18 protein-coding genes are annotated in these 18,316 nt (G+C 67.3%); 9 read left to right on the forward strand and 9 right to left on the reverse strand.

Annotated features, from left to right (window positions below; genetic code table 11):
- The first annotated feature begins 323 nt into the window (after positions 1 to 323).
- Positions 324 to 596, forward strand: a complete 273-nt coding sequence (locus tag D5S18_RS13610) for a hypothetical protein (protein ID WP_120040848.1) — start codon at positions 324 to 326, stop codon at positions 594 to 596.
- Between the two features lie 28 nt (positions 597 to 624).
- Here D5S18_RS13610 and D5S18_RS13615 read toward each other — a convergent pair whose 3' ends face one another.
- Both D5S18_RS13615 and D5S18_RS13620 read right to left on the reverse strand, forming a co-directional pair.
- The gene (locus tag D5S18_RS13615; protein WP_120040850.1) at positions 625 to 819 is read right to left on the reverse strand and encodes a ferredoxin; all 195 of its coding nucleotides are present in this window, start codon (positions 817 to 819) and stop codon (positions 625 to 627) included.
- Positions 820 to 841: 22 nt separating this feature from the next.
- The gene (locus D5S18_RS13620; RefSeq protein ID WP_120040853.1) at positions 842 to 2,038 is read right to left on the reverse strand and encodes a cytochrome P450; all 1,197 of its coding nucleotides are present in this window, start codon (positions 2,036 to 2,038) and stop codon (positions 842 to 844) included.
- A gap of 216 nt (positions 2,039 to 2,254) precedes the next feature.
- Between D5S18_RS13620 and D5S18_RS13625 the strand changes: the two genes are divergently transcribed.
- Complete coding sequence (locus tag D5S18_RS13625) at positions 2,255 to 2,977, forward strand: helix-turn-helix domain-containing protein (RefSeq protein WP_120040855.1); 723 nt, start codon at positions 2,255 to 2,257, stop codon at positions 2,975 to 2,977.
- Here D5S18_RS13625 and D5S18_RS13630 read toward each other — a convergent pair.
- The gene (locus tag D5S18_RS13630) at positions 2,957 to 3,679 is read right to left on the reverse strand and encodes a TetR/AcrR family transcriptional regulator (RefSeq protein WP_120040857.1); all 723 of its coding nucleotides are present in this window, start codon (positions 3,677 to 3,679) and stop codon (positions 2,957 to 2,959) included. The genes D5S18_RS13625 and D5S18_RS13630 overlap by 21 nt on opposite strands.
- A 99-nt stretch (positions 3,680 to 3,778) precedes the next feature.
- On the opposite strand from D5S18_RS13630, the gene D5S18_RS13635 reads away from it, so the two are divergent.
- From D5S18_RS13635 to D5S18_RS34855, 3 genes are all read left to right on the forward strand, one after another.
- Positions 3,779 to 4,966: an FAD-dependent monooxygenase gene (locus D5S18_RS13635; RefSeq protein WP_239003750.1), complete on the forward strand. Its 1,188-nt coding sequence runs from the start codon at positions 3,779 to 3,781 to the stop codon at positions 4,964 to 4,966.
- A 157-nt stretch (positions 4,967 to 5,123) separates the two neighbouring features.
- Entirely contained in the window at positions 5,124 to 6,350 is a 1,227-nt protein-coding gene (locus D5S18_RS13640) for a WXG100 family type VII secretion target (protein WP_158607863.1), read from the forward strand.
- 11 nt (positions 6,351 to 6,361) lie between these two features.
- Positions 6,362 to 7,108: an ESX secretion-associated protein EspG gene (locus D5S18_RS34855; RefSeq protein WP_158607864.1), complete on the forward strand. Its 747-nt coding sequence runs from the start codon at positions 6,362 to 6,364 to the stop codon at positions 7,106 to 7,108.
- A 6-nt stretch (positions 7,109 to 7,114) separates the two neighbouring features.
- Here the strand turns inward: D5S18_RS34855 and D5S18_RS13650 are convergent, their stop codons facing one another.
- The 3 genes from D5S18_RS13650 to D5S18_RS13660 all read right to left on the reverse strand — a co-directional run bounded on the left by D5S18_RS13650 (position 7,115) and on the right by D5S18_RS13660 (position 10,011).
- A complete protein-coding gene (locus D5S18_RS13650; protein ID WP_203236721.1) occupies positions 7,115 to 7,900 on the reverse strand; it encodes an SGNH/GDSL hydrolase family protein in 786 nt (261 codons plus the stop codon).
- A gap of 184 nt (positions 7,901 to 8,084) precedes the next feature.
- Positions 8,085 to 9,374 carry a serine hydroxymethyltransferase gene (gene glyA, locus D5S18_RS13655; RefSeq protein ID WP_120040867.1) on the reverse strand — a complete coding sequence of 430 codons (1,290 nt, stop codon included), beginning with the start codon at positions 9,372 to 9,374 and terminating at the stop codon, positions 8,085 to 8,087.
- Positions 9,375 to 9,429: 55 nt separating this feature from the next.
- Complete coding sequence (locus D5S18_RS13660; protein ID WP_120040869.1) at positions 9,430 to 10,011, reverse strand: TetR/AcrR family transcriptional regulator; 582 nt, start codon at positions 10,009 to 10,011, stop codon at positions 9,430 to 9,432.
- Between the two features lie 91 nt (positions 10,012 to 10,102).
- Here D5S18_RS13660 and D5S18_RS13665 point away from each other — a divergent pair, with 91 nt between their 5' ends.
- Positions 10,103 to 10,558: a PaaI family thioesterase gene (locus D5S18_RS13665; protein WP_120041028.1), complete on the forward strand. Its 456-nt coding sequence runs from the start codon at positions 10,103 to 10,105 to the stop codon at positions 10,556 to 10,558.
- A 19-nt stretch (positions 10,559 to 10,577) separates the two neighbouring features.
- On the opposite strand, the gene D5S18_RS13670 is transcribed toward D5S18_RS13665, so the two are convergent.
- Entirely contained in the window at positions 10,578 to 11,774 is a 1,197-nt protein-coding gene (locus D5S18_RS13670; RefSeq protein WP_120040872.1) for a DUF885 domain-containing protein, read from the reverse strand.
- Between the two features lie 188 nt (positions 11,775 to 11,962).
- Here D5S18_RS13670 and coaA point away from each other — a divergent pair, with 188 nt between their 5' ends.
- Positions 11,963 to 12,895, forward strand: a complete 933-nt coding sequence (gene coaA, locus D5S18_RS13675; protein ID WP_120040874.1) for a type I pantothenate kinase — start codon at positions 11,963 to 11,965, stop codon at positions 12,893 to 12,895.
- 9 nt (positions 12,896 to 12,904) lie between these two features.
- Here coaA and D5S18_RS13680 read toward each other — a convergent pair whose 3' ends face one another.
- Positions 12,905 to 13,693: an isoprenyl transferase gene (locus D5S18_RS13680; protein WP_120040876.1), complete on the reverse strand. Its 789-nt coding sequence runs from the start codon at positions 13,691 to 13,693 to the stop codon at positions 12,905 to 12,907.
- A 160-nt stretch (positions 13,694 to 13,853) separates the two neighbouring features.
- On the opposite strand from D5S18_RS13680, the gene trhA reads away from it, so the two are divergent.
- Complete coding sequence (gene trhA, locus D5S18_RS13685; RefSeq protein WP_120041030.1) at positions 13,854 to 14,510, forward strand: PAQR family membrane homeostasis protein TrhA; 657 nt, start codon at positions 13,854 to 13,856, stop codon at positions 14,508 to 14,510.
- Here the strand turns inward: trhA and D5S18_RS13690 are convergent.
- Positions 14,477 to 16,702, reverse strand: a complete 2,226-nt coding sequence (locus D5S18_RS13690) for a thioredoxin domain-containing protein (protein ID WP_120040878.1) — start codon at positions 16,700 to 16,702, stop codon at positions 14,477 to 14,479. The two genes, trhA and D5S18_RS13690, sit on opposite strands and share 34 nt — an antisense overlap.
- Positions 16,703 to 17,021: 319 nt before the next feature.
- On the opposite strand from D5S18_RS13690, the gene D5S18_RS13695 reads away from it, so the two are divergent.
- Positions 17,022 to 18,296: an ATP-binding protein gene (locus D5S18_RS13695; RefSeq protein ID WP_120040880.1), complete on the forward strand. Its 1,275-nt coding sequence runs from the start codon at positions 17,022 to 17,024 to the stop codon at positions 18,294 to 18,296.
- Positions 18,297 to 18,316 lie beyond the last annotated feature (20 nt).

Consider the following 18,316-nt stretch of genomic DNA (forward strand, 5'->3'; position numbering starts at 1 on the left):
ATTTCGCCGAGGGAGCGGAAACGGAGCGTGCAGCAGTCACGGTGGGCTCCTTTTGTCCACACGGCACCCGTGCGAACCATCTCGCTGGACCGGTCCGTCCTGATGGGATCCGACGACGCGTCGTCAGATGCCACGAGGGCCGGGTGCCGGCCCCCTCGCACTGAATCGCTCAGTCAACGGTCAGGACCTCCCGTGCGAGCCACAACGACGCGACCCGCACTCCCGACGCTACCGGTGAATTCCGGTCCGCGCAGACGCCGCTGGAGGCGTGTCCGTGAATATCTCGTTAACCAGCGACAGTGCGACCGGATAGAGTCGCGAGCATGGCCGAGAAGGAACAATTGGAGCAGCTGTCATCGAAGGAACTGCACGACCGCGCGGTCAAGCTGGCCGTGCGCCGGGGCGACGTGAAGTTCCTGTGGCAGTTGCTGACCCGCATCCCCGCCGCCGAGGTCGCGGCCGGGAACCTCGGCGAGAGCGAGATGGATATCAAATACGTGCTGCCGCTGCTCGACGACTACATCCACGCGGGCGACGGCGCACTGGCCGAGCAGCTGCGGCCCTTCTATCTCGAATACCTCGCCGAGCACTCCTGAACGACGCTGCGGCGACGCGTCTTTCGATTCAGTCCGCGACGGTGATCGCCGCGGCCGGGCAGGTGATCTCGGCCTCGCGGACCGGGCCGTGCCGATCCGGCGCCGGATTCGGGTCGAGCACCAGCGCCTTGCCCTCGACCTCGTCCTGATCGAAGACCTCCGGCACGGTGAGCGCGCACATGCCCGAGCCGATGCAGCGGGTTCGATCGACTGTGATTCTCATCGCCTTCTCCTTCTCGGGGCGTTCACCACGTCACCGGTAGCCGGTGCACCCCGTAGATATCCATATCGTGCCGCAGCGGCACGTCCTGCGGGGCGATCGCCAGGCGCAGACTCGGAAAGCGAGTCAGCAAGGCGGGCAGGGCAACCCGCAGTTCCACCCTGGCCAACTGCTGGCCGAGGCACTGGTGGATACCGTGTCCGAACCCGATGTGGCCGACGGCACTGCGCCGGATATCGAGGGTGTCGGGATCCTCGAAGCGGGCCGGATCGCGATTGGCGGCCTGAATCGACAGCGCCACCGTCTGACCGGCGCGCACCACCCGGCCGCCGATCTGCACATCCTCCAGCGCGGTGCGTGATCCGGTGGGAGTGATGGTGAGATAGCGCAGCAATTCCTCCACGGCCCGATCGATGATGTCGGGATCGGCGCGCAGCGCGGCCAATTGGTCCGGATGGGTCAGCAGGGCGAAGGTGCCCAGTGCCAGCATGTTCGCGGTGGTCTCCAGGCCCGCGCCCAGCAGCAGCGCGGCGACGCCCGCGAGTTCGTCATCGGTGAGATCGCTGATGGCCAACTCGCCGAGCAGGTCGTCCGTCGGCGCGGCACGTGTGGCCCGGACCAGTTCGCGCAGATAGTTCTGGCCCTCCGCGAACGCCGCCATGCGCTCGTCCATGGGGAGATCCATCTCGTTCGCGACGGCCATCCGGGTGCGAAAGGCGTCGCGGTCCGCGTCGGGCACCCCGAGCAGTTCACAGATCACCAGTGCCGGAATGGGGTTGGCGAATGCCTCGACCAGATCGACCGGGCCGCCCGCGCTTTCCATGGCGTCGAGATGGTGGGCGGTGTGCTGTTCGATGCGCTCGGTGAGCTGCCGCATCCGGCGCACAGTGAAGCTGCCCGCCAACAGTTTTCGATAGCGAGTATGGGCGGGGGCGTCGATGCCGAGCATATCGCCGGGGAGGGCGGGCGGTATCGGGCCGGTGTCGGCCAGTGCGTAGTGGCTGATCTCGTAGCGCGTGCTGAAGCGCGAATCGGCGAGGATCGCACGGACTTCCGCGTGGCCGGTGGCCAACCAGCCGAGGTGGCCGTCCGGAAAGCGCATGGGGGTCAATGGCGTTCGGGCGCGCAGGGCGGCCAGCTCGGCGGGTGGGTCGAAGGGACGACCCTCGGGGCGCGCGGTGGGCAGGGTGACTGGGATTTCGGTGGGACCCGATTCGATCATGACCAATCCTCGGCATCAGCATTTGGGGTATCAAAAACGCTACGTTGCATTCACGGTGCCCATCAATGCCGAATTTGAATCAATGCAGTATTGCTACAGCTAGATAGCGAATTCAAATTGCAATGAAATGACGTCGAACGCAAGTTCTCGCGCGAGCGTATTGCAATGAGCTGAGGCTGAACGCATACTTCCACCAAACGAGGTCAGGAGATATCGATGCCGGGTGGCAGGCTGAGGCTGGAGGATCGCCGGTTGATCGCCGATGGCCTGTCCCGTGGCCTCGGCTATGCCGAACTCGCGCGCCGACTCGGCAGACCGACCTCGACGGTCAGTCGCGAGGTGACCCGCAATGGCGGTCCGAATCGCTACCACCCCGAGCGCGCGCAACGGGCCACGCGCCAACGCGCGCGGCGCGGCAACCCGGCCGCCACCGCCACCTCGGACACCTCGGACACCTCGGACACCTCGGACACCGAGAACAACAGTGAGATAGCGGAATTCGCGCAGCGCTTCACCACGCTGCTCATCGCCTCCGGCACGCCGCCGACCGCCGCGCGGGTGCTCGCGGCGCTCTACACCAGCGAGACCGGCAGCGAGACCGCAGCCGGGTTGGCACACCGACTCGCCGTGAGTCCGGCGACCATCTCGGCGGCCGTCACCCTGCTGGAGTCCTTGGAGTTGATCGGCCGCGAACGCGAGCCGGGACGCCGCCGCGAACGCTACTTCATCGACAACAACGCTTGGATCCGAAGCACTTTGGAGAGCGCGCGGCAACTCATCGCGCTGGCCGACTGCGCCCGCGACGGCGCTCGGCTGATGCGCGCGCCCATCGCGCGCGAGCGGCTGCGGCAGACGAGCGGATTCCTCGATCACATCGGCCGCGACGCCATCGCCGCCACGCGCCGCTGGCTCGCCGAGTCAGCGGCGGCGGGCCATTAGCACGCCCAAGCCGTCGAGGATGCGTTCGATGCCGAAGCGGAGGGCATCGCCTTCGCCGGAGGCCGCCGCGGCCTCCTCGGCCAGCGCGGCGGCGAGCGCCGGATAGCTCTCGCCCGCAGCGGAGGTGAGCCGAGCCAAATGGCCGTCGGCGCGCTCGGACATCTGATCCCGACCCGCCGCGCCGACCTGCTGCACCAAGCCCCTGACGTGCCCGCTGAGCAGAGCGACGGTGTCCAACTTCTCCGGACCGGTCAGGCCGGTGTCCGCGAGCGCGCGCACCGCGACCTCGGCCCATGCCGTCTCGTTGGGGCCGATCGGGCGGATGCCGAGCGTGGCCTCGAGTGCCCACGGATGCGCGACGAAGGTGTCGAAGACTGCCTCGGCCCAGCGGTGCAGCACCCCGCGCCAGGGTTCGGCCGTCGAATCCGCGTGCGCGGCCGCGAGATCCGGCGGCTCACCCATCCCCATATCCACCATCAGCGCGATCAACTCGGCCTTGCCCGGCACGTAGCGGTACAGCGACATCTTCGTGAAGCCGAGTCGTTCGGCCAGGCGCTGCATGGACAGGTTGGCCAGACCGTCCGCGTCGGCGAGGGTGATCGCCTCGGCGACGATCCCCGCCACGGTGAGGGCGGGCTTGGGTCCGCGCTTGGGGCGCTCGGGCTGGCCCCACAGCAGTTCGGCGGCGGTCGGTGACGGCATGGTCCGATCCTTTCAAATCCCGCTTGACGTTTAACTGTGTCCGCCATACTCTAATTCGTGTCCGACGGAAACAGATTCCCATGGACACAGAATAGAGGAGTGACCGTGCGCAATCAGACCGTTCTCATCTCCGGCGCGAGCATCGCCGGACCCGCCCTGGCCTACTGGCTCGACCACTACGGCTTCCGGGTGACCGTCGTGGAACGCGCACCCGAACTACGGCGCGGTGGCCAGGCCGTCGACTTCACGGGCGCGACCCACCACGAGGTGCTGCGACGGATGGGCATCCTGGAGCAGGTCTACGCGCACCGCACCGGCACCACCGATATCGAATTCGTCGACGACGACAATCGACGACTCGCCCTGATGTCCGGCGATTTCACCGGCGGCGACGTCGAGATCCTGCGCGGCGACCTGGCCCGCATCATGTACGAGAAGACCGGCGGCGACTGCGAATACCGCTTCGGCGACACCATCACCGCGCTCACCGAGGACGCCGACGGCGTGCTGGTGGAATTCGAGCACGCCGCGCCGCGGCGCTTCGACCTGGTCTTCGGCGCGGACGGAATCCACTCGCGGACAAGGCGGCTGGCCTTCGGACCGGAGCGAGAGTTCGTCAGGCACCTGGGGCACTACTACTGCGTCGCGGGAGCGAGCCCGTGGCTGGACCGCCCCGAGGGCGAACCGCAGCGAGTCCTCGCACAGAGCTACAACGCACCGGGCCGCGCGGCCATCAGCGGCGGACCCAAAGCGCAGCAGACCTACATCTTCGCCGCGCCCGAACTCGACTACGACCGTGACGATCTCGACGCCCAGCGCCGCATCGTCGCGCGGACCTTCGCCGGGATGGGCGGACCGGTGCCGGGCATGCTCGCCGAACTCGACGGCTTCGACGACTTCTACCTGGATTCCATCGCCAAGGTGCGTCGGATGGGCAGCTACACCAGGGGCCGAATCGCCCTGGTCGGCGACGCGGGCTACGGAAATACCCTGGGCGGCTTCGGCACCGGACTCGCGATCGTCGGCGCGTACATCCTGGCGGGCGAATTAGCCGTGGCCGGTGGCGAATACACCACCGCCTTCGCCCGCTACGACGAGATCATGCTCGGCTACACCAAACTCGCCGATTCCAGCAATGCCGGACGCTTCTTCGCGCCGAAAACCGCGCTGGGCATCCGATTCCGCAACTGGTTCCTCGGCTCCAAAGGTATGGATCTGATGGTGCGCATGGCGGCGAAGTCCAAGAATATCGAGTTGGTCGACTATCCGGCCCTTGCCTTGAAGTGACGCCTGGTTCCCTCGCACCGACTGTGTTTCGATGGAACCCGAACGCAGCGGTGCGCGTCAAAGGGGTCAGGGCGGTACTGACGGAAGGGCGCAGGATGGGCCACAGCATGGGGAGAGCCATCGGAACCTGTGCACAAGACAGCTCGGGAACCCGCGCATGAGACAGACCGACGGTCGCGCGATCACCGATCCCGAGAATGTGCACAGCTTTTCGCACCGGGCGATTCACGATGGGGCCCAAACCATGAATCCGGAGTCGCTCGACAGCGCGCTCGACGCCTGGTCCGCCATGGCTCGCACCGTCACCGATGCGGGCGAGCAGTTCCAAACCTCGGTCAAGGGGGCGGTGGAGCAGCACTGGGAGGGTGCCTCGGCCGATGCGGCGGTGCGCCGTATCCGCGAATTCGTCGCGAGAATCGCCGAATTCGGCGAGGCGCTGGAGCAGCAGAAGGGTCCACTCACGGCGGTGGCCGCGGCGGCGTCGCGATTCAAGGCGGCCGTGCCCGCTCCGGTCGTCGGTGGCGGCGCGGAGGCGCGCAATGAGCTGGAGCAGCAGGCTCGCGACGATATGAGCACCTACTACGTACAGCCCTACAGCGCGGCCGCGCCCACCCTGCCCACACTGCCGCCGCCCGTGGATATCGTTGCCGCACCGCCTATTACAGTGCCGGGCACGGATTCGAGGAGTTCGCCGAACACAACGGGCGGTGGCGGTGAGCGCACCACCGATGGTCCCAACACGACCGGCAAGCACGACAGGACCGGGGATCACGATAAAGCTGCGGATTCCGACAAGGCAGGCGATCACGACGGGGAGGGGAAGTCCACCGGCGAGCAGTCGGGCTCCGACGGCAAACTCCAGCAGGGCGAGAATTCCGACGGCACCCCGGAGCATCAGGGCAAACCCGAGGCGAAGCCGACGAGTCAGAATTCCGTTGCACCGCAGTCGATCTGGAGCGAACGGACCGCACCCGCCGGACATTCCGCCACTGTCCCACTCGCGGCGACGACACTGTCCACCCCGCCGACGCAGACCGCACCCGCGTCCTTCGCCGCGGCCCCGCACAGCGTCTTCACCCCGGCTTCGCACGCCGGTCCGCACGCCGCGGAAGGTTCCGGCGCGCCCACCTCCGCGGTGCCGCGACCGGGTCCGGCCGTACCACTGTCCGCCGCGCCTGCCGCAGGCAATGCCCAATCGACAGGTCCCGCACGCGTGGGAACATCCGCTCCCGCAGGCTATTCCGGCCTCGCGCCGCACGGCGCGGGTCGGCGCGGCGCAGGGGACGGCGAGCACAAATCGCCCGAATACCTGCGCAGCGAGGAATATATCGAGGAGTTGCTCGGCGAGTCCGCCAAAACCGTGCCGCCTGTACTCGGCCAGTAGGGCACGCCGAGGTGACGATCAAAGCGCAATGGACGCTGTCGGCCGAGCAGTTCGCCGCGGCCTGGTTCGGCACCGGCGCGGACCGGATGCCCTTCCCCTTCCGGTTCACCAGCCGCCATCACGGTTTGCGCGAATATCAAGCCTTCCAGCGACAATTCCAATTGGAGTTGGCCCGTGTGGAACGCGAACCGCTGCGGCGCGTCATCCAGGTGCTGGCCAAACCCGATTGGCGCATCGAACTTTTCGGCACCGATCAGACCCGCGACGGTGCGGAGATCCGCGCCGTCGGCTGCGCCGTCCGCGGCGGCGCGGCGGTCCTGGCCGACCAGTCGCCCGCACCGGACGGCGGCCCGGTGCGCCTGCGCCGCTGCCGAATAGAGCAGTTGACCGCCGAACTGGTGGCACTGCTCCCCGATCCGCCCGCGGGCGCCGGCAGCGAGAAGAGCTACCTGCTCGACGATCTCACCGACGACCGCCCCGACCCGACGGGCAATGCCCCCGCCACCGAGATCAAATCGCGCTACCGCCGCTTCTGGCGGCAACCCTGCCAGACGAAGGGCATGGTCACGGTCTTGGTCGGCCCGCGCAACGCGTCGCCCACCCGCACCGGCAGGCTGCGTTGGATCGACACGCCCAACGGCCGCTACTGCGAGGTCCCGGCCAACCGCGCCTTGATGATCCGCCCCGGCTCGAGCGCGGATCTCCGCCGCTACCTGGACGAGTCGATCATCCGCGCTCGCGCCCGCCTGGATCGCTAGGTTCTCTCATCCATGGGCGCGGATGGTCGCCTCCAGGATCAGTGCCTCGTTCGCATACCCAACGGCGTTGGCGTGCAACGGTTGTGCGGGCGCCTGCGGGATCACGCCCTCGGCCCAGCGCACATTCGCGGGCGCGCAGGCGTCCAGACCAACGGAGGGCGTATACGTGTCGACATAGATCGCGCCGTGCGCGGCCGCCTGAGCCGCGCTCGTAGCGTTCACGTCCAGCACCCCCTGATAGATCCGATCGGCGTCGTCCGGGGGCAGCGGCACCGAAGGGAAGCAGCCGCCCGCGCGGATTCGTTCGATCTTGCCCATCACATAGATGGTCGCGTGGGGCGCGCGGGCACGGATATCATCGAGCAGCGCGGCGTATTTCGGCTCCAACTCCGATCGGGTCCAGCCATCGGAGACGTAGTCGTTGATCCCGATATCGACGGTGACCACCGAGACGTCCTCGGAAAGCGTGTCCAATTGCGGGGTATCGGGTCCGTCGAACGGAATCTGCTGCGGCGCGTACATATTGGCGATCCGCGCCCCGGAGCAGGTGGCGTCGCGCAGGGTCAGGCCGAGCGCGGCCGCGGTGAGGTGGGCGTAATTGTGGTCGGAGCGGAAGCAGCCCAGCGGCGCCAACTGGTTCGGGATGAACGGGCCTGCCGCACCCGATTCGCCGAGCGCCACATAGATTCCGCCCGCTGCCTCGGCGGTCGCGGGCGCACTCGACAGCGCCTGTCCCGAGGCGAAGATCGCCGATAAACCCGTCACCGCGGCCCAGACCGATCGTCGGATCAACTTTCGCGCCTTTCTGCGTCGCACATCGATGGCGAGAGGCGGCGGATGCCGACCCCCGAGGTCGAGCGAAGGTGCGCAGCGAGCGGATCCGGTCCCGCACACCGAGTTGATTGTTTGCACACCTAACGGTGGACACGCCACCGGTGTTGCGCAACCAACCCGACGTGCGGGCTGATCAGGATATTCAGCCGAGCAGGTGCCAATCCTCGAGGCCCTGGTACAGCGGCACGCTCTGGGCGAGCTTGGCGACCCGGCCGCGCAGTGCCTCGACATCGACGGCGCCGGTGAGCGCGCTCGCAATGATCTCGGCGACCTCGGTGAACTCGGTATCGCCGAAGCCGCGGGTGGCCAGGGCCGCGGTGCCGATGCGCAGGCCGGAGGTGACCATCGGCGGGCGCGGGTCGAACGGAACGGCATTGCGGTTGACCGTGATGCCGATCTCGTGCAGCAGATCCTCGCCCTGCTGGCCATCGAGGGCCGAGTTGCGCAGGTCGACCAGGACCAGGTGCACATCGGTGCCGCCGGTGAGCACGCTGATGCCCTTGTCCTTGACATCGGCGGCGGTGAGCCGCTCGGCCAGGATCCGGGCGCCGGAGAGGGTGCGCTCCTGCCGGTCGCGGAATTCCGCGCCCGCGGCGATCTTGAACGCGACGGCCTTGGCGGCGATGGCGTGCATCAGCGGGCCACCCTGCTGGCCGGGGAAGACCGCACTGTTGAGCTTCTTGGCGAACTCCTGCTTGGCCAGGATGAGGCCGGAGCGGGGGCCGCCGAGGGTCTTGTGCACGGTGGAGGAGACCACGTCGGCGTAGGGAACCGGCGAGGGGTGCAGTCCGGCCGCGACCAGTCCGGCGAAGTGCGCCATATCCACCCACAGGTACGCGCCGACCTCGTCGGCGATCTCGCGGAAGGCCGCGAAATCCTGGTGGCGCGGGTAGGCCGACCAGCCCGCCACGATGACCTTCGGCTTGGCGGCGATGGCGGTCTTGCGCACCTCTTCCATGTCGATGCGGTGGTCCTCCTTGCTCACGCCGTAGGAGTGCACCTCGTAGAGCTTGCCGGAGAAGTTGAGCCGCATGCCGTGGGTCAGGTGGCCGCCGTGGGCCAAGTCCAGGCCGAGCAGCCGCTCGCCCGGATCCATGAGCGCCATCAGGACGGCGGCGTTGGCCTGCGCGCCCGAATGCGGCTGCACATTGGCGAATTCGGCGCCGAACAGCGACTTGGCACGGTCGCGCGCGAGGGTCTCGACCACATCGACGTGCTCGCAGCCGCCGTAGTAGCGGCGGCCCGGATAGCCCTCCGCGTACTTGTTGGTGAGCACGCTGCCCTGCGCCTGGAGCACCGCGCGCGGCACGAAATTCTCCGAGGCGATCATCTCGAGGGTGTCGCGTTCGCGGGCGAGCTCGCCCGCCATGGCGGCCGCGAGTTCGGGGTCGAGCTCGCCGAGGGACTGGGTATTGACAGAGGCGGTCGTCACCCGGCCAGTCTATTGGCCGCCCCGCTGCCGGTCGGCTCGGGGTTGTCGGTTGGGTTCACCGTGTCTCGAGCGGAGCCACCCCATCCAGGTGGTGGGCGAGCACGATCGCGAGTTGGACCGCGACATCGTCTAGGGGGGTGGTGGATTTCAGCGCCCGTGCCTGGATGATGGCGCCCTCGAACGAGCTGATGACGAAACTCGCGCAGGATCGGGCGGATTCGGGTGCGACGCCCGCGTCGGTGAGCGCTCGCGCGAGTTGGTCGGTCCAGTTCCGCAGCGCCGCGGCCGCCGCGGCCTGGACGGCGGGTTCGGATTCGGCCAGCGCCGCACCCGCGATCGGGCAGCCCGCGCCGAATTCGCCGCGGATCAGGTTCTTGCGCCACCAGTCGACCAGCGCGCTCGGGAACTCGCGCGGACCCGCGGCGAGGAATCGGTCCAGCAGTGCGGTCATTCGGGCGCCCGCGGTGTCGGTGGCGGCCGCGACCAGTTCGCCCTTGCCCGCGGGGAAATGCTGGTAGAGCGAGTTGCGCGAGGTGCCGGTGCGGGTGAGCAGTGCGGTGAGTCCCGCGCCGGTGACGCCCTGTTCGCGCACCAGCTCGATCGCGCCATCGATGAGGCGTTCGCGCGGGCCGGTCATGGTGGTCCTCCCCTCGGTTGCGTGAACCGATCGGTCCATGTTGCAATCATGACAGATGTGGACCGATCGGTTCACCGGAAAGGGAATGACCATGGGCGCGCCCGCCGTCGACTACCGCACGATGTCCGGTCTGGAATTGCTCCGCGCCGTCATGGCCATGCCCGAAAAGCCGCGATCCATCGGCTCGCTGATGGGGATCGATGCCGAGGAGATCGAATTCGGCCGGGTCGTCTTCGCCCTGGAGACCCGCCCCGATTTCGCCAACCCGCTCGGCACCACCCACGGCGGCATCTGCGCGACCCTGCTGGATTCGGCCATGGGTTGCGCGGTGCACACCGCACTCGAGGCGGGACTCGGCTACACCACCCTGGAACTCAAGGTCAACTACATCCGCGCGGTCCCCACCGACGGACGGCGGCTCGTCGCCACCGGGACCACCATCCACGTCGGCCGCACCACCGCCACCGCCGAGGGGCGGGTGCTGGACGCCGAGGGACGGCTCGTCGCCCACGGCACCACCACCTGCGTCATCCTGCGCGGCAACTGACCCCCGTCCGCGCCCGAATTCACCTGGCGCGCAGCGCGCCCGGAGTCAGCGGCTCGTCGAGCAACCTGCCGAAGCGCGCGATCCGGTCGTTGTCGTCGCGCGCGCGATCGAGCCAGCCGCCGAGCAGCCGGTAGCCCTCGACGTAGGTGCTGATGTAGGCCCGCCACAGCGGCGAGGACAGAAAACGCAGCGACTGCCGCGCCCGCTCCTCGGTGGTCAGACCCCAGCGCCGCAGGAAGGCCACCACCTCGTCGGCGTCGCGATGCCGATCGTGCAGCAGCAGCGCGGCGTCCTGCCGCACGCTCAGCAGGGCGGCCGAGGCTTCGGAAAACCGTTCCGCGCGTTCGCCATCGAAGCGCAGACCGAGGTCGGCGTAGATCTCCTGCGCCCATTTGCCCCAGCCGGGACCGACGATCGCGCCCAGCGCCAGATCGGCCAGACCTTCGGCCATCAGGCACTGCGGGGTGTTCACCAGGAACAGCGTCTGCTCGGCCTGACCGGCCGCGACCAGTCCGGCCTCCTTGCGGCAGTGCTCGGTGTGATGACCCGGATACGACTCGTGGGCGATGAGCAGCGGCAGATGCACCATGTGCTGCTTGAGGTCGGAGTTGATGGCGACCGTGGAGCGGTAATTGCCCAGGTAGTAGTTGAAACCGGACCACGGCTTGTCGCCGACGATCTCGTAGCTCACCTGCTCGTGATCGGGCAGCGGATACCGCTCGCGCACCAGTTCGCGCAGCGCCCCCGAGAACGCCTCCACACACGCGGCCAGTCGCTCGGGCGGAATCTCGTCGGCCCTGCGGTGCGCGATCACCCGCTCGACCAGCGGACCCGACCCGCCGAGCACCTCGTCCATCCGCCGGTGCGCGTCGCGGTAGTCCTCGGTATCGCCCGGCGCGATATCCACATCGAAGTAGGCGCGCACCTCCGCGACGAACGCGATGTCCTCGCCCGCGAACTTGCGCGCCGAGCACTCCATGGCACCCAGGTGGACATCGAGGAATTCGACGCGCTGCGCGGGGAGTCCGCTGTGCGGCAGCGCCGCTCGCAGTTCGACGGCGCGACGGGCCAGTTCGCCGGGCTGCGGGGGCGGCGCGTTGTCCACCGCGCGACGCAATGCGGGATCGCCGGTGTAGGCGTCGACGAAACCCTCCTCCAGCCGGTCGAAGGCCAATCCGAGCCGCAGGTACTCCGTCACGAGTTGGTGCGCGTCCATTTCGCCGACCTTAGCCGGTCGCTGCCGCCCGCGAGCCGACCACACGGCAGCATCCGATCGGTTACCAAGCGGAAGTGGCACCCGCCGTGTCACACGGGCAAGGGGCAGAGCAGAATTCAGCTATGCGGCCCCAGTTAGACCGAATCGCGCATTGTCGTCCGGATTCGCGAATGCGGAGCGTCGGGTAAATGGCGCGAATGAGCGAGCCGAGCCCCTATGTGGAATTCGACCGGAAGCAGTGGCGCACGCTGCGCAAATCCACACCGCTCGTGCTCACCGAGGAAGAACTGATCGGCCTGCGCGGCCTCGGCGAACAGATCGATCTGGAGGAGGTGGCCGAGGTCTATCTGCCCCTGGCCCGGCTGATCCACCTGCAGGTCGCCGCGCGCCAGCGGCTGTTCGCCGCCACCGCCACCTTCCTCGGCGATACCCATCCCGATCGTCAGGTGCCTTTCGTGATCGGCGTCGCGGGCAGTGTCGCGGTGGGCAAGTCCACCACCGCCCGCGTGCTGCAGGCGCTGCTGGCGCGCTGGGATCACCACCCGCGTGTGGATTTGGTCACAACGGATGGATTCCTCTATCCCACCGCGGAACTCACCCGCCGGGGCATCATGCACCGCAAGGGTTTTCCGGACAGTTACGACCGGCGCAAACTGCTGCGCTTCGTCACCGAAGTCAAATCCGGGGCGGCCGAGGTGTGCGCGCCGGTGTATTCGCACATCTCCTACGACATCGTGCCCGACAAAATGCACTGCGTGCACCAGCCCGACATTCTCATCGTGGAGGGTCTCAATGTGCTCCAGACCGGGCCGCGGCTGATGGTCTCGGATCTGTTCGACTTCTCCATCTATGTCGACGCGCGCATCGAGGATATCGAGAACTGGTACGTGCGGCGATTTCTCGCGCTGCGAGCGACCGGATTCGCCGAACCGAACGCGCACTTCCACCACTACGCCCAGTTCACCGACGAGCAGGCCACCACGGCGGCCAAGGAGATCTGGAACAACACCAACCGCCCCAACCTGGTGGAGAACATCCTGCCGACCCGTCCCCGCGCCACCCTGGTGTTGCGCAAGGACGCCGATCACAGCATCAATCGAATTCGGTTGCGGAAACTCTGAATTGAGAGTTCAGATTCCGTAGCGGCGATGCCTTGCCGCATAGTCGCGCAAGGCACGCAGGAAATCCACTCGACGGAATTCCGGCCAGTACGCCTCGGTGAACCAGATTTCGGAGTACGCGCTCTGCCACAGCAGGAAACCCGAAAGTCGCTGCTCTCCCGAAGTTCTGATGACCAGATCCGGATCGGGCTGGCCCGAGGTGTACAAATGCTGGCCGATCGCATTGACGGTGATGGACTGGACCAGGTCCTCACCCGTCTCCCCCGCAGCGATCTCCTGGCGAACCAGCGAACGCACGGCGTCGGCGATCTCCTGCCTGCCGCCGTAACCGACCGCGATATTGACGTGGATGCCGGTGCGCCCCTCGGTGCGTTCGGCGGCGGTGCGCAGCCGCTTGGCGATCAGCTCGGGAAAACCCTCCAGCGAGCCGACGATGCGCACACTCCAGTTCTGCTCCGGGGCCGAGATCTCCTCGACCACATCGGTGATCACCTCGAAGACCGTTTCCAGCTCGTCGGGATCGCGCTGCAGGTTCTCGGTGGACAACAAGTAGACCGTCACCATCTCGATGCCCGCCGCCGCACACCACCCGACGAGTTCGGCGATGCGCAGCGCACCGACCCGGTGGCCGTGGGTGACATCGGCGAAACCGTTCTCGCGCGCCCAGCGGCGATTGCCGTCGCAGATCACCGCGACATGGCGCGGATGACGTTTGCCCTCGAGCTGCTTGGTGAGCCGGGCCTCGTAGATGCGATACGGCAGCAGACGCACCAGACTGGGAAGCTCCACGGCGACCAACCCTACGCCTCACCGGGCCGATCCCGGCAGCGGCCGGGGATGGACGCTACAGTGGACCAGACACAAACCTACGGTGCCGTAGGTTACCGTTGGGTTATCTGGGAGGTTCTTCGTGTCCGAATCACTGGACGCGGCCGCATACGGTCCACCGGAAACCGGACTGCGCCACGCCGTCGGCGCGCTCAAACCGCGCCTGCGCGGCTGGATCCACACCTGGGCCGTCGGCATCGGCGCCGTCGCCGCCATCGTGCTCATCACCTCGGCCAGCACCATCACCGAGACCGCGGGGTGGTCCACGCTGGTCTACGGGCTCACCGTCTGCGCACTGTTCGGCGTCAGCGCGGTCTATCACCGGGTCACCTGGCAGACCGTGCGCGCCCGAACACTGATGAAACGGGCGGATCATTCGATGATCTTCCTTTTCATCGCGGGCAGCTACACACCTTTCGCACTGCTCGGACTACCCGGCGGCACCGGACGCACCCTGCTGATCGTGGTGTGGGCGGGCGCGCTCGCCGGTGTCACGCTGAAACTGCTGTGGCCCACCGCGCCCCGCTGGGTCGGCGTACCGCTGTACCTGCTCCTCGGCTGGGCCATCGTTCCCGTCGTGGGCCGCCTGCACGCCAACATCGGCGTCGCGCCGCTGGTGCTGCTGGTCGTCGGCGGCGTGCTCTACAGCGTCGGCGCCGTCCTCTACGCGACCAAATGGCCCAACCCGTGGCCCGCCGTCTTCGGCCATCACGAGTTCTTCCACGCCGCGACGGTTCTCGCGGCGACGTGCCACTACGTAGCGGTCTGGTTGGTCGTGTTCCGCTGAGCGGCGGCACGATTCGGACGAATAGTCTGGCCCCACCCGCGCTCCAGCGACGCTCGCAGTTCCTCGACAGTGGTGACCGGAAGGTCACATACCGAACCCCGACATACGTATGCCGCCGGAACACCGTCGCGCAGCGGGCGCGCCTCGAGCAAAGGCACCGAATCAGGTTGCGCCGCGACGATGACCGCGCCACCGGGTGCGAGCATTCTGGCGGCGGTCAGCAACGGTCCCGCCGCGGGCCACATTCCGGCTTCGAACTCGATGGGCGAGTCGAACGAGTGCGCACATCTCGTGGTCGCATCGGGCACGGCGGCTGAAGCGGGAAGCGTTGGCGCGTTGGATGATTCGGCACGCGCGGCGAGAGGTAGCGGGTCGTCCGGAGTGGCTATGGCTATCTGGAGGGGGCCGTGGAGCGCGGCTTCGGCGGCGGCGAGCCAGTGACCCGCGGCGCGCGGGATACGGGACAGGATGACCGCACCTCTGGCGAGCGTCTGATCCGCGATTTGGCGATAGCGAGTGTCTGACGCACTGGCGGCGGCGGTCAGGAGGGCTTCGAGAACAGCCGAGGCGCCGGAAGGGGTCGCGCCGTCCACCGGGTCACGGGGGCGGGTGACGAGGGTTTCGGCGTCGTCGGCGGTATCGAACCAACTGCCAGGAGCAGCCGGGTCGGTGAAGTGCTGAATTGTCTTGTCCAGCAGGCTCTGTGCCTCGACGAGCCAGTCCGGCCGCCCGGTGGCCTGATACAGGGCGAGCAGACCGGTGGCGAGCCAGGCGTAATCCTCCAGAATGCCCGCCGCATTGCCCGCGACGCCCTCCAGGGAGGCGCGCAGGACCCGACCGTCGACCACATGGACACTCAGCACGTGACGGGCGCAGCGAGCGGCGGCGGCAAGCCAATCCGGTTGCCCCAGCGCGGCTCCCGCCTCGGCCAAGGCGGTGATCGCCATACCGTTCCACGCCGTGATCACCTTGTCGTCGCGGGCCGGTTGCGGACGCCCGGCGCGGGCGGCCCGCAGTGCGGTGCGCACCCGCGCGAAACGTCCGGCATCATCGGGATCGCGGTAGCGGGTGAGCACCGAGGCGCCCTGTTCGAAGTTGCCCGCCGTCCTCACGCCGAGAAGTTCCGCCGCCCAAGCCCCATCGGCCGGCCCGAGCACACCGATCAGCTCGGCGGGCGTCCACACGTAGGTCGCGCCTTCGACACCCGGCTGCCCCGCCGCCACCTGCGTATCGGCATCCAGTCCGGAGGCGAAACCGCCTGCCGCCGTACCGAGATCATCGAGCAGGAACTCCGCCGTCTCCCGCACGATCCGATGCGCCAACTCCGATCCGTCGCGTCGCGCGAGATGCGCGTAGACCCGCAGCAACAGCGCATTGTCGTAGAGCATCTTCTCGAAATGCGGCACCACCCACCCGGCATCGACGGAATACCGGGCGAACCCGCCGCGCAACTGGTCATAGATCCCGCCCCGCGCCATCGCCACCGCCGTTCGCGAAACCGCCTGGAGCACTTCACTTTTCCCGGTCCGCTCATAGCCGCGCAGCAACCCCTCCAACTGCGCCGACGGCGGAAACTTCGGCGCCCCACCGAATCCCCCGCGCTCGACATCCTCCTCCCCCAACACCGCCGCCACCGCACCATCCAAAAGCTCGGCATTCACCGCGATCCGCGCCTCGGGCAACCCGGAAGCCTGCTCCCGCAGCGCCACCGCCACCTGCTCGGCCGCCTTGTGCACCTCATCGCGCCGCGCCTGCCAAGCCTGCGCCACCGCCGCCAAAACCTGCGTGAACGACGGCATCCCACCCCGAGGCGCCTTCGGGTAATACGTCCCGCAATAGAACGGCTCCCCCGCCGGCGTCAGAAAACACGTCATCGGCCACCCGCCCTGCCCCGTCATCGCGACCGTGGCATTCATATAGATCGCATCCAGATCGGGCCGCTCCTCCCGATCCACCTTCACACAGACAAACCCCTCGTTCATCACCCGGGCCGTCCCCGCATCCTCGAACGACTCATGCGCCATCACATGACACCAGTGGCAACTCGCGTACCCCACCGAAAGCAGAATCGGCACATCCCGCGCCGCGGCCTCGGCCAATGCCTCGGCGTCCCACTGCCGCCAATCAACTGGATTATCGGCGTGCTGACGCAGGTAAGGCGATGTCGCAGTAGCCAATTGGTTCACACCCATCAACCTCCTATGTCAAGCCGACACACAACACATTCCGGCTGCTCCTCAGAGTCGGACTTGCCGAAATGGCAAAAGCCTGTCTTGCCACCGCACCGCAGATTCGTGCGCCATCACATGAAGGGTAGTGCGCCATCACCCGCCACATCCGGGTTGAACCGTCCCTGCGGCAGGCGCGCTGGACCGTCGGCCCGTCCGCGCCCACTTCCGGTAGTCGGCAGCTCTGGCAGATCTTGGATCAAAGATCTGGCAAATCTGGGATTTTAATGTCGCGAATGTGGGATTATCTCGCCGGCAGATCTCAGATTAGAGAGGATCCACAGTGCCGGAGCCCAAGCTGATCGAACGTCACCTACAGGCAGTGCTGGCCGAGCTCGTCCACGACGAACCCGTGGTCGTGCTGACCGGCGCCCGCACCGTCGGCAAGAGCACCCTACTCTCCGCATGTGCCAGGACAGCGGGCCTGCAGGTCCTCGATCTCGATGATCTGGAGACCCGACGAGCCGTCTCAGCCGATCCAGCGCTGTTCGTCGCCTCGGACCGACCCACACCTGTGTGTATCGACGAATTCCAGCATGTTCCGTTGCTCCTGGATGCCATCAAGGCCGAACTCAACAAGGATCTACGGGCTGGACGCTACATACTGACGGGCTCGACTCGCTATGGGTCACTCCCGGCAGCCGGGCAGTCGTTGACCGGCCGAGCCCATGTCGTGACGATGTGGCCGCTCTCGCAGGGAGAACTGGCAGGGACACGCGAAACGGCCCTGGACGCGCTGATCAGCGATCCCGCATCACTGGTGACCGCCAGTGCGTCGACAAGCACCCGTGCCGACTATGAGCGGGCCGTGCTCGCCGGCGGGTTCCCACTCGCTCTGGCCAGGGAACCAGGCCGCTCCCGCGATCGGTGGTTCCGGGACTTCGTCAACCTGGTCGTCGAGCGCGATGTCATGGAGATCCGCAAAGTCCGCCAGCGGCAAGTACTGCCACAGGTACTTCAAAAGCTCGCGGGCCAGACCGGCCAAGTAGTCACCATCGCGAACGTCGCCGACGCGGTCGGACTCGACTCGACGACGGTCAAGGACTATCTCGGCCTTTTGGAAGCGGTCTTCCTCATCCATCGCATCGAACCGTTCACCCGATCGGCTACCCAACGGACCATCCGCAGCGCGAAAGTTCATGTTGTCGACACCGGCCTCGCCGCGTACCTCACCGGACTAACAGAACAGAAACTGGCCGGCCGAATCCCCGCGACACTCAGCCAGTTCGGCCACCTCGTCGAAACCTTCACCGTGAACGAGCTGATCAAGCAGGCAGGCTGGGCAAGTCAGGAGGTTGGGTTCTCCCACTTTCGAACCCGCGACCAGCAAGAGGTCGACCTCGTCATCGAAACGGTCACGGGGGCCGTCACCGCGATCGAGGTCAAAGCAGCAGGCACAGTAGCCGACCGCGACTTCGAAGGACTCCGGATGCTCCGGGACAAACTGGGCAGCGCCTTCGTAGGTGGCACGGTCATCAACCTCGGCAGGAAGTCCTACACCTACGAAGACAAGTTGCACGTGCTACCTCTCGATCGACTGTGGACGGCCCTCGACTGAGCCCAACCCACCCGGGTCGG

The sequence above is a fragment of the Nocardia panacis genome (genome assembly GCF_003598715.1).
Taxonomy (GTDB): Bacteria; Actinomycetota; Actinomycetes; order Mycobacteriales; family Mycobacteriaceae; genus Nocardia; species Nocardia panacis.

What these genes read in the sequence shown, in the direction of transcription:
- D5S18_RS13610 (WP_120040848.1), top strand. Translation starts at nt 324, where the DNA reads ATGGCCGAGAAGGAACAATTGGAGCAGCTGTCATCGAAGGAACTGCAC.
- D5S18_RS13615 (WP_120040850.1), bottom strand. Translation starts at nt 819, where the DNA reads ATGAGAATCACAGTCGATCGAACCCGCTGCATCGGCTCGGGCATGTGC.
- D5S18_RS13620 (WP_120040853.1), bottom strand. Translation starts at nt 2,038, where the DNA reads ATGATCGAATCGGGTCCCACCGAAATCCCAGTCACCCTGCCCACCGCG.
- D5S18_RS13625 (WP_120040855.1), top strand. Translation starts at nt 2,255, where the DNA reads ATGCCGGGTGGCAGGCTGAGGCTGGAGGATCGCCGGTTGATCGCCGAT.
- D5S18_RS13630 (WP_120040857.1), bottom strand. Translation starts at nt 3,679, where the DNA reads ATGCCGTCACCGACCGCCGCCGAACTGCTGTGGGGCCAGCCCGAGCGC.
- D5S18_RS13640 (WP_158607863.1), top strand. Translation starts at nt 5,124, where the DNA reads ATGAGACAGACCGACGGTCGCGCGATCACCGATCCCGAGAATGTGCAC.
- D5S18_RS13660 (WP_120040869.1), bottom strand. Translation starts at nt 10,011, where the DNA reads ATGACCGGCCCGCGCGAACGCCTCATCGATGGCGCGATCGAGCTGGTG.
- D5S18_RS13665 (WP_120041028.1), top strand. Translation starts at nt 10,103, where the DNA reads ATGGGCGCGCCCGCCGTCGACTACCGCACGATGTCCGGTCTGGAATTG.
- D5S18_RS13670 (WP_120040872.1), bottom strand. Translation starts at nt 11,774, where the DNA reads ATGGACGCGCACCAACTCGTGACGGAGTACCTGCGGCTCGGATTGGCC.
- coaA (WP_120040874.1), top strand. Translation starts at nt 11,963, where the DNA reads ATGGCGCGAATGAGCGAGCCGAGCCCCTATGTGGAATTCGACCGGAAG.
- D5S18_RS13690 (WP_120040878.1), bottom strand. Translation starts at nt 16,702, where the DNA reads ATGGGTGTGAACCAATTGGCTACTGCGACATCGCCTTACCTGCGTCAG.